This window comes from Sporichthya sp. (assembly GCF_013815995.1).
In the GTDB taxonomy this organism is placed as follows: domain Bacteria; phylum Actinomycetota; class Actinomycetes; order Sporichthyales; family Sporichthyaceae; genus Sporichthya.
The window spans coordinates 1-8,794 of sequence record NZ_JACDFE010000191.1 but is presented as its reverse complement, the minus strand read 5'-3'; the positions used below and the strand labels follow the sequence as shown (position 1 = coordinate 8,794).

General features: G+C 70.4%; 10 protein-coding genes and 1 pseudogene. 4 read left to right on the top strand and 7 right to left on the bottom strand.

Annotated elements, in window-relative coordinates:
• Positions 1-728: DUF2470 domain-containing protein (locus H0X00_RS18320; protein ID WP_293773716.1), on the bottom strand; the 728-nt coding region annotated here is incomplete at its 3' end.
• 40 nt (positions 729-768) lie between these two features.
• Here H0X00_RS18320 and rpsD point away from each other — a divergent pair.
• The 3 genes from rpsD (at position 769) to H0X00_RS18305 (ending at position 3,386) form a co-directional block, all read left to right on the top strand.
• Positions 769-1,377, top strand: a complete 609-nt coding sequence (gene rpsD / locus H0X00_RS18315) for a 30S ribosomal protein S4 (protein WP_293773713.1) — start codon at positions 769-771, stop codon at positions 1,375-1,377.
• A 119-nt stretch (positions 1,378-1,496) separates the two neighbouring features.
• A complete protein-coding gene (gene asnS / locus H0X00_RS18310) occupies positions 1,497-2,888 on the top strand; it encodes an asparagine--tRNA ligase (protein ID WP_293773721.1) in 1,392 nt (463 codons plus the stop codon).
• Positions 2,889-2,903: 15 nt separating this feature from the next.
• The gene (locus H0X00_RS18305; RefSeq protein ID WP_293773710.1) at positions 2,904-3,386 is read left to right on the top strand and encodes a hypothetical protein; all 483 of its coding nucleotides are present in this window, start codon (positions 2,904-2,906) and stop codon (positions 3,384-3,386) included.
• On the opposite strand, the gene H0X00_RS18300 is transcribed toward H0X00_RS18305, so the two are convergent.
• Positions 3,383-3,628: an SDR family oxidoreductase gene (locus H0X00_RS18300; RefSeq protein WP_293773719.1), complete on the bottom strand. Its 246-nt coding sequence runs from the start codon at positions 3,626-3,628 to the stop codon at positions 3,383-3,385. The genes H0X00_RS18305 and H0X00_RS18300 overlap by 4 nt on opposite strands.
• Positions 3,629-3,792: 164 nt before the next feature.
• On the opposite strand from H0X00_RS18300, the gene H0X00_RS18295 reads away from it, so the two are divergent.
• Positions 3,793-4,401 carry a TetR/AcrR family transcriptional regulator gene (locus H0X00_RS18295; RefSeq protein WP_293773708.1) on the top strand — a complete coding sequence of 203 codons (609 nt, stop codon included), beginning with the start codon at positions 3,793-3,795 and terminating at the stop codon, positions 4,399-4,401.
• Between the two features lie 7 nt (positions 4,402-4,408).
• Here H0X00_RS18295 and H0X00_RS18290 read toward each other — a convergent pair whose 3' ends face one another.
• From H0X00_RS18290 to H0X00_RS18275, 5 genes and pseudogenes are all read right to left on the bottom strand, one after another.
• Positions 4,409-4,633, bottom strand: coding sequence for a helix-turn-helix transcriptional regulator (locus H0X00_RS18290; protein WP_293773706.1), 225 nt, complete (start codon positions 4,631-4,633; stop codon positions 4,409-4,411).
• Positions 4,634-4,717 (bottom strand): annotated as a pseudogene (locus H0X00_RS23945) (DUF2975 domain-containing protein); the annotation flags it as partial. It abuts the gene before it with no gap.
• Positions 4,718-4,731: 14 nt separating this feature from the next.
• Positions 4,732-5,016: a putative quinol monooxygenase gene (locus H0X00_RS18285; RefSeq protein WP_293773704.1), complete on the bottom strand. Its 285-nt coding sequence runs from the start codon at positions 5,014-5,016 to the stop codon at positions 4,732-4,734.
• An 8-nt stretch (positions 5,017-5,024) separates the two neighbouring features.
• Positions 5,025-5,897, bottom strand: coding sequence for a crotonase/enoyl-CoA hydratase family protein (locus H0X00_RS18280; RefSeq protein ID WP_293773702.1), 873 nt, complete (start codon positions 5,895-5,897; stop codon positions 5,025-5,027).
• A 109-nt stretch (positions 5,898-6,006) separates the two neighbouring features.
• The coding region (locus tag H0X00_RS18275; RefSeq protein WP_293773700.1) for an ATP-binding cassette domain-containing protein at positions 6,007-8,794 on the bottom strand (2,788 nt) is incomplete at its 5' end.

Sequence of the window (8,794 nt, the reverse complement as noted above, 5' to 3'; positions counted from 1 at the left end):
CGGCGGGCCCGGCGGCCGGCCTCGGCGAGGAGCGCCCCCAGCCCGCGCTGTGCCCCGATGGCATCGGCGGCCCGGGACGGGAAGGGGAGGCGGACGTCGCGGTGCCCTGAAGCCCGCTCGATCCGCAGCACGATCCCGTAGCGGTCCACCGCCAGCGGGAGCACCCGGGTCGCGGCCAGCAGGGCGCTCGGTTCGACCAAGCGGGTGAGCAGCTCGACCGCCTCCGGATGACAGCGGTCCAGGTGCATCAGCAGGTCCGGCTCCTGGATGGCGAGCGGGTCCCGCTCAGCCATGGCCAGGTCCACGGCCTCGACCGTTGTCACGGTCCCACGCTCCTCAAGATCGACGCGGGCGATCTCCAGCACCAGCTCCGGGGTGCCGTAGCACTCGTCGTGGTGGTTTAGGCTGAGCCAGCCGTGCGCGGTCAAACGCGCACGCACCCGATCACGGGCAGCCACAGCGGCAACGTCCGTGATCTCGATGCAGGCCTCAACGTCGCCCCCGGCGGCAGCGAGAACCCGCGTCACCACGCTTGAACTTGCAGGCGCCCAGAGGAGAACTCGTCCGACGGCGTCCAGGGAGTGCAGCCCGACGAGCTCTTCACGAGCCTCGTCGGTGGTCACCGTCAGGGAATCGGCGGCGGCGAGCAGGGTCACAACCCTCTCGGCGCTGGTGGGCCAGGACGGGCCGCCGCTGCACTGCTTGGTCTGCGTCACGTTGGTCTCCATTAGGTTAGGCTCACCTAAGTTACTCAGTCGGAGTGGTTCTGTGAACTCGTCTCGTCCGAAGGCCAAGCGTTCGCGGGCGCTCGGTATCCCGCTCACGCCGAAGTGCGTCAAGTACTTCGAGGCACGCCCCTACCCGCCGGGCGTCCACGGCCGCGGCCGTAAGCAGAACTCGGACTACAAGGTCCGTCTGCTGGAGAAGCAGCGACTGCGCGCGCAGTACGACATCTCCGAGACCCAGCTGCGCCGTGCCTTCGAGCACGCGCACGCACACACCGGCAAGACCGGCGAGGTTCTGCTCGCCGACCTGGAGACCCGCCTGGACGCTCTCGTCCTGCGCTCCGGCCTGGCCCGCACCATCTACCAGGCCCGGCAGATGGTCACTCACCAGCACATGCAGGTGAACGGCTCGCGCGTCGACCGGCCGTCCTACCGCGTGCAGCCGGGCGACGTCGTCGGTGTCTCGGACCGCAGCCGCAACAAGAAGAACTTCCAGGTGGCCGCCGCCGGCGCGAACGCCCCCGAGGTCATTCCGCCGTACCTGCAGGTGAACCACGGCGACCTGAAGTTCCGCCTCGAGCGGCCCCCGGTCCGCAGCGAGATCCCGGTAATCTGCGACGAGCAGCTCGTCGTCGAGTACTACTCGCGCTGACGCACCACTCTCTTCCGCGACTCTGGTCGCGCGCCCGGGCTATCAGGCACCTTCGATAGCCCCGGCGCGCAGCCAGAGTCGTTGTGTTTGGAGGTCGTAGGGTCGACCGCGTGACGACGATGCGGATCTCTGAGGTGCTGCGCGGGGATGCCGCGCTGGGTTCGAGCGTGACGGTGCAGGGATGGGTGCGGACCCGGCGGGACTCCAAGGCCGGGATGAGCTTCGTCGCCGTTCACGACGGGTCGTGCTTCGCGGCGCTGCAGGTGGTGGCCAAGCCCGACCTGGCGAACTACACCGGCGAGGTCAGCCACCTGACGGCCGGCTGCTCGGTGGTCGTCACCGGCGAGGTCGTGGAGTCCAAGGGCAAGGGTCAGTCGGTCGAGCTCCAGGCGAGCAACGTCGAGGTGCTCGGCTGGGTCGAGGACCCGGAGAACTATCCGGCGGCGGCCAAGGCGCACACCTTCGAGTACCTGCGCGAGATCGCGCATCTACGGCCGCGGACCAACACCTTCGGCGCGGTCACCCGGGTCCGGCACTGCCTGGCGATGGCGGTGCACCGGTTCTTCGACACCAACGGATTCAGCTGGATCCACACTCCGATCATCACGGCCAACGACGCCGAGGGCGCGGGCGCGATGTTCCGGGTCTCCACCCTGGATCTGGCCAACCTGCCGCGCACGCCCGAGGGCAAGGTCGACTTCGCCGAGGACTTCTTCGGCCGCGAGGCGCACCTGACGGTCTCCGGGCAGCTCAACGTCGAGACCTACTGCATGGCGATGTCGAAGGTGTACACGTTCGGGCCCACGTTCCGGGCGGAGAACTCCAACACCGCGCGGCACCTGGCCGAGTTCTGGATGGTCGAGCCGGAGATCGCCTTCGCCGACCTCGCCGCCGACGCCGACCTGGCCGAGGAGTTCCTCAAGTACCTGTTCCGCGCAGTGCTCGACGAACGCGGCGACGACCTGGCCTTCTTCGCCGAGCGGATCGACCCGGACTGCATCAGCCGGCTCGAGGCCTTCGTCGAGTCCAGCTTCGAGCGGATGGACTACACCGACGCGATCGCGGCGCTGGAGAAGTCCGGCAAGAACTTCGAGTTCCCGCATCGCTGGGGCGCGGACCTGCAGTCCGAGCACGAGCGCTACCTGACCGAGGAGCTGGTCGGGCGCCCGGTGGTCGTCATGAACTACCCGCGCGAGATCAAGGCGTTCTACATGCGGTGCAACGACGACGGCCGCACGGTCAGCGCGATGGACGTGCTGGCCCCGGGGATCGGGGAGATCATCGGCGGCTCCCAGCGCGAGGAACGCCTCGACGTCCTCGACGCCCGGCTCGACGAGATGAACCTGAACAAGGACGACTACTGGTGGTACCGGGACCTGCGCCGCTTCGGCACGGTCCCGCACGCCGGGTTCGGACTGGGATTCGAGCGGACCATCGTCTACGCGACGGGGATGGCCAACATCCGCGACGTCATCCCGTTCCCGCGCACGCCGCGCAACGCGGATTTCTGAGGCCCGGACCGCACGATGCCGTTGCTGTTGGCGCTGGGGCCGCTCCTGGTCAAGGGGCTCCGACTGCTGCTCAAATTCCTGTTCAACAAGTACGTGCGCAGGGCGCTGTCCTCGGTGTTCCGGCCGGTCTGGAACAAGCTCGGAGAGCCGGTGTGGCGGCGGACCGGGGCGCCGATCTGGCAGCGGATCTGGCACGAGGCGCCCCAGAAGACCAAGGTGAGGAAACAGTTCGACACCGTGACCCAGTGCCCGGGGTGCGAGAACTTCACGGTGACCCGGGTCGAGCGGTACGGAAACAACCGAGTGCTACTCAAGGTGGTTCCCGGCCCCGCCGTCGGACCACGTCAGGTCCGGGCGGTCTGCGACAACTGCGCCCACGAACGGCCGGTCCAGATCGCCGCGATCGCGGCCGGGGCGACCTCAGCCGTGGCCGTGGAACCCGACGGCAGCGCCCCGGCGGTCGCACTGGAGCCGCTTCCTGACACAGCGTCAGGTTAGAGTCGGGTGGCCAGCGCGCCCCCGTCGACGACCAGGGTCGTGCCGTGCACGTACCCGGCATCGTCGCCGGCCAGGTAGGACACCGCCGCCGCGATATCGGCCGGGGTGGCGAAGCGACCGGCCGGGAAGCGCTCGACCACCGAACGCAGGAACTCCTCCCCCGCCGAGGTCCCTTCGGTGAGGGTGACACCGGGCGCGACCGCGTTGACCCGGACCCGCGCGGACCGAACTCGGCCGCCCAGCCCTTGGTCAGCGACTCCAGCGTCGCCTTGCTGGCTGCGTAGAGCGAGCCGCGGCCCATGCCGGCGGTGCGTCCACTCAGGTCAGACATCGATCCTCCATTTTGGACTGACTGGTTCAGTCATACTTTGGACTATGCAGTCCAGAATCGCTAGGCTGTCCAGCGATGTCTCCCCAGGGTCTGACCGCGAAGGGCGCGGCGACGCGTGAGCGGATCGTCGTCGCCGCCGCCGACCACGTGCTGACCCATGGGACGGCCGGCACCAGCCTGGATGCGATCGGGGTCGCCACCTCGACGTCCCGCAGTCAGCTGTTCCACTACTTCCCCGAGGGCAAGGCCGAGCTCGTGCGCGCGATCGTCGCCTGCCAGGGCGAGCGGGTCCTGGACGCGCAACGGCCGGAGCTGGACCGGCTCGACAGCTGGGCGAGTTGGAAGCGCTGGCGGGACTCCGTGGTGGCGCACTACACCGCGAACTCCGGCGAACACGGCTGCCCGATCGGGTCGCTGGCCGGGCAGGCCGCCGCCTCGGACCCGCAGCTGCGCGCGGACATCGCCGCGTACTTCGAGAGCTGGCGCGGCCACCTACGGGCCGGGGTGCAACGGATGCGCGCCGCCGGCCTGCTGCGACGCGGCGCCGACCCGGACACCCTCGCCACCTCGCTGCTCGCCGCGGTCCAGGGCGGGCTGGTGCTGGCCCAGGCCCGCGGGGACCTCACGCCGCTGGGCGAGGCACTGGATGCCGCCTTGGCCGGCCTCCGCAGCTACGCGAGCTGACGCCGGATCAGACCCGGGCCCGCTCGTTCTCGTCCACCCACTCCAGCAGGTCGCCGGGTTGACACTCCAGCACCCGGCACATCGCCTCCAGGGTGGAGAAGCGCACCGCCTTGGCCCGGCCATTCTTGAGCACGGCCACGTTGGCCGGCGTGAGCCCGACCAGCCCGGCGAACTCCCCGACGCTCATCTTGCGCCTGGCCAGTTCGACGTCGATGCGCACCACGATCGGCACTCAGATCACCGACTCGAGGTCGGTGCGCAGCGCGGTCGCCTGGCGCAGCAGGGCGCGCATCACGACCATCAGCAAGCCGAGCACCGCTCGATTATCGGTCAGGGGTCCTGGATGTCCGAAATGACGTAGCGCTTCACGTCCGCGTCGAGGATCTGGCCGGTCTGGTCCTGGTCCGGCCCCGAGCCGCGGAAGGTCAGCAGGTCGGCCTCGTTGTCCCAGCGCTCGTAGACGTTGATCCGGCCGGGGTCGACGGGGTCGGCGCTGACGGAGAAGTCCAGGCAGCCCCGGTGGGCGCGGGCCGCCTCGACCGCGACGACGCAGTCGCGGACGTAGGCGTCCCGATCGGCGGCCGCCACGGTCAGCGTCCCGGCGATGATGAGCATCTGTTCTCCTAGGTCTCCAGGTCCTCCGCGGTCGGGATCGGTCCGCCGCCCTCCGGGATCCAGCGGCCGGAGTCGCGCCACTTCACCGCGGCGGCGAAGCCGTGCTCGGCGGCGAAGCCCTGGAACCAGCGGCCCTCGGGTGAGTGCCGGGTGATGCCGTCGAACAGCGTGGCGAGCAACTGCGTTCCGGCCAGGCCCATGTTGTCGTAGGCCTGATTGATCATCAGCTTCTGCATGGCCAGCTGGTTGGTGGGGACGCCGGCGACGCGTTCGGCCAGCGCGTCGACGTGCGCGTCGAGGTCGACGGCCGGGACGGCCTCGACGACCAGGCCCCACTCGGCGGCCTGGGTGCCGTCGATGGTGTCGCCGGTGAACAGCATCCGTTTCGCACGCTCCGCACCGAGGCGGTAGACCCACATCGCCGTCGTCGGACAGCCCCAGACCCGCGAGGGCATGTACCCGATTCGGGCGTCGTCGGCCATCACCACCAGGTCGCAGGACAGCGCGATGTCGCTGCCCCCGGCCACCGCGTAGCCGTGCACCTTCGCGATGGTCGGCTTCAGTGAGCGGAACAGGCTGAAGAAGTCGTCGGTGTTGCGCTTCATCATCCGGAAGTCCGCGATCGGGTCCCAGACCACGTCCTGGGTGGCGACGCCCTGCTCGGCGTACTCGGTCAGGTCGTAGCCGGCGCAGAACGCGCGACCGGCCCCGGCGACCACGATGACGTGCACGGCAGGGTCGTCGTTCGCCCGATCGACGGCGATCGAGATCTCGCGCGGCATCGCGCCGTTGATGGCGTTGAGCTTGTCCGGGCGGTTCAGCGTCAGGTAGGCGATCCGCCCACGGGTCTCATAGCGAATCGACTGCAGTTGTTCGGACATGCGGACCCCTCTCCAACGGATGACATCCCTAGCTCATCACTGCGGATGACATCCTCAGCTCATCACCGCGGATGACATCCGTTGGAGAGGGGTGGCAGAGGCTCGCGGGTCAGCGCTCCCCGGAGCGCGCGAGAAATGCTTCGTCGGTGCCGAGGTAGGAGCTGATCACCGCGGGGTGCGCGAGCACCTCGGCGGGTGTTCCCTCGGCGATCACGCGGCCGGTCTCGAGGGCGACCAGGGAGTCGCACAGGTTGGCCATCAGCGCCATGTCGTGCTCGACCACGACCATCGCGCAGCTCAGGTCGGACTGCACCCGGCGCAGCACCGGGACCAGGGCCTCGGCCTCGCGCTGGGCAACACCGGCGGACGGCTCGTCGAGCAGCACGACGTCCGGTTCCTGGGCCAGCACGCAGGCGAGTTCGACGATGCGCCGGGTGCCGGTGGACAGCTCGCCGGTGGGGTGGTCGCGGTAGCGGGTCAGGCCGAGCGTCTCGAGCAACTCCTCGACCCGGACCTGCACCGCGTCGTGCACGTCGAAAGCGGCCGGCAGCCAGAGCGCGACCGCGAGCGGGTCGCGGCTGGCCGGGTGCCGGTCCAGCGCCACCGCGATCGTCTCGGCGACGGTCAGCCCCGGGTAGAGCCGCGCGTCCTGGAACGAGCGGCCCAGTCCGCCGAGCGCGCGCTGGTACGGCGGGGCGGTGGTGATGTCGTGTCCGCCCAGGCTCACGGTCCCGCCGTCCGAGGCCAGGAAGCCGGACAACAGGTCGAAGACCGTGGTCTTGCCGGCGCCGTTGTGCCCGATCAGCCCGACGATCCGGCCCCTCGGCACGACCAGGTCGACGCCGTCGACGACGGTGATGCCGCCGACGCGCTTGGTCAGCCCGCGGGCCTCCAGGGCCGGCGTCGCATCCACCTGGACGTCCGACGCGGCGTGCGTCATAGCGCTCGGCCCGTCGGACGTTGCGGTGCTGGTCCTGGCGGTGTCGGCGGCGGCACCGAGGAAGACCGCGCGCAGGATGTCGGGGCGGTCGAGCAGTTCCCCGGTCGGGCCGGAGAAGCGGACCCGGCCCTTCTCCAGGAACACCGCGCGCTCGGCGAGGAGCAGGGCCACATTCACCGACTGCTCGACGACCACGACCGTGACGCCGTCGGCGTTGATGTCGCGGACCACGTCGACCAGTTCGGCGACCACGGTCGGGGCCAGGCCCAGGGAGAGCTCGTCGATGCAGAGCACCTTGGGCTTCACGGCCATCGCCATGGCCATCGAGAGCATCTGCTGCTCGCCACCGGAGAGGTCTCCGGCGCGGGTGTCGATGCGGGCGGCCAGCGGCGGGAAGAGCTCGAGGGCGCGGCGGCGGGACTCGGCCACGGCGTCGCCGTCGCGGCGGACCAGCCAGGTGGACAGGCGCAGGTTCTCCGAGACGGTCAGCGTCGGGAAGATGCCGCGGCCACCGGGCATCATCGCCAGGCCCGCGGCGGCGATCTTCTCCGGCGCCAGCTTGTCGATGCGCTTGCCGTTAAGCGAAGTGGTGCCGTGCGAGGGCGGCAACAGCCCGCACAGCGCACGCAGCACGGTCGACTTGCCGGCGCCGTTGGTGCCCAACAGGGCGACCACCTCACCGTGCCGCACGTCGAGGTCGACGCCGAAGAGCACCTGGTTCGGCCCGTAGGAGGCCTCGATCCCCCGGCAGCCCAGCGCGATGTCGGCGCCGGCCACGGTGGCGTCCGCTCCGGAGCGCACGTGCGCCTGCTGGGCGGCGGCTTCCTCCTCGGCGACGACGGACTCGGCGACGGCGAGGGCCTCGGCGGCGGCCGGGTCGGTCTCGACGGTGGGGGTCACGGTCGCCTTGCTGAACGCGTCGTCGTGATCCCACTCGACGCCGTGGCGGCGGGCCGCCCATGTCGCGAACCGGTCGCGGATGCCGGTCCCGGCCTGCGCCATGCCGCCGGGGAGCAGGAGCAGGACGAAGAGCACCCCGGCTCCGGTCGCGACCAGCTGCAGCTGCGGGACCCAGTAGATGACCAGGTGCAGCGCGACGGTCGCGGCGAGCGCGCCGCCGATGGAGGCGACGCCGCCGATCACCACGGTGGTGAAGGCCAGCAGCGACAGCGAGGTGTTGTAGGTGCGCAGGCCGACCGCACCGAGCGCAGTCGCGTGCACCGCGCCGGCCATCCCGGCCAGGACGCCGCAGATCACGAACGCGGTCAGTTTCGAGCGCACCCCGTCGACACCGGCCGCGGCGGCGGCGCGCGGGTTGTCCCGGGTGGCGACCATGGTGCGCCGGGTCCGGCCGCGGGCGAGGTTCTTCGCGATGACGACCGAGAACAGCACCAGGGCGAGGCCGACCAGATAGAGCGTGCGGTCCTCGCGCATGTCCCACCGCTGGAACAGCACCGGACGGTCGAACGCGCCGGGCACCAACCACGGGAAGTTGGTCGGGTTGAAGAAGAAGTTGTCGACCGTCACCGCGAAGGTCAGCGTGGTGACCGCCAGCAGCTGCCCACTGACCCGCAGGGCCGGGATCGCCACGAGCAGCGCGATGCCGGCCCCAGCCGCACCGCCGGCGACCATCGCGACGAAGAAGTCGACGTTCCACTTCGCCATCAGGTCACCGGCGACCACGCCGCCGGTGCCGAGGATCGCGATCTGACCCAGACTCACGGTGCCGGCCCAGCCGGTCAGCACGACCAGCGAAACGGCGACCACGGCGTAGCAGGACGCGACCGTGGCGATGTTCAGCTGGCTCGGCGAACCGACCCAGGCCAGGCCGACCAGGGCACCGATGCAGCCCAGGCCCAGCAGCAGGCGGGCGGCCTTCAGCTCGGGCAGCGCCCGCACCGCGGCCGGCAGCGCGCGCACCGACCCGGCGGTCAGCCACGTGCCCTCAGCCGCGGCC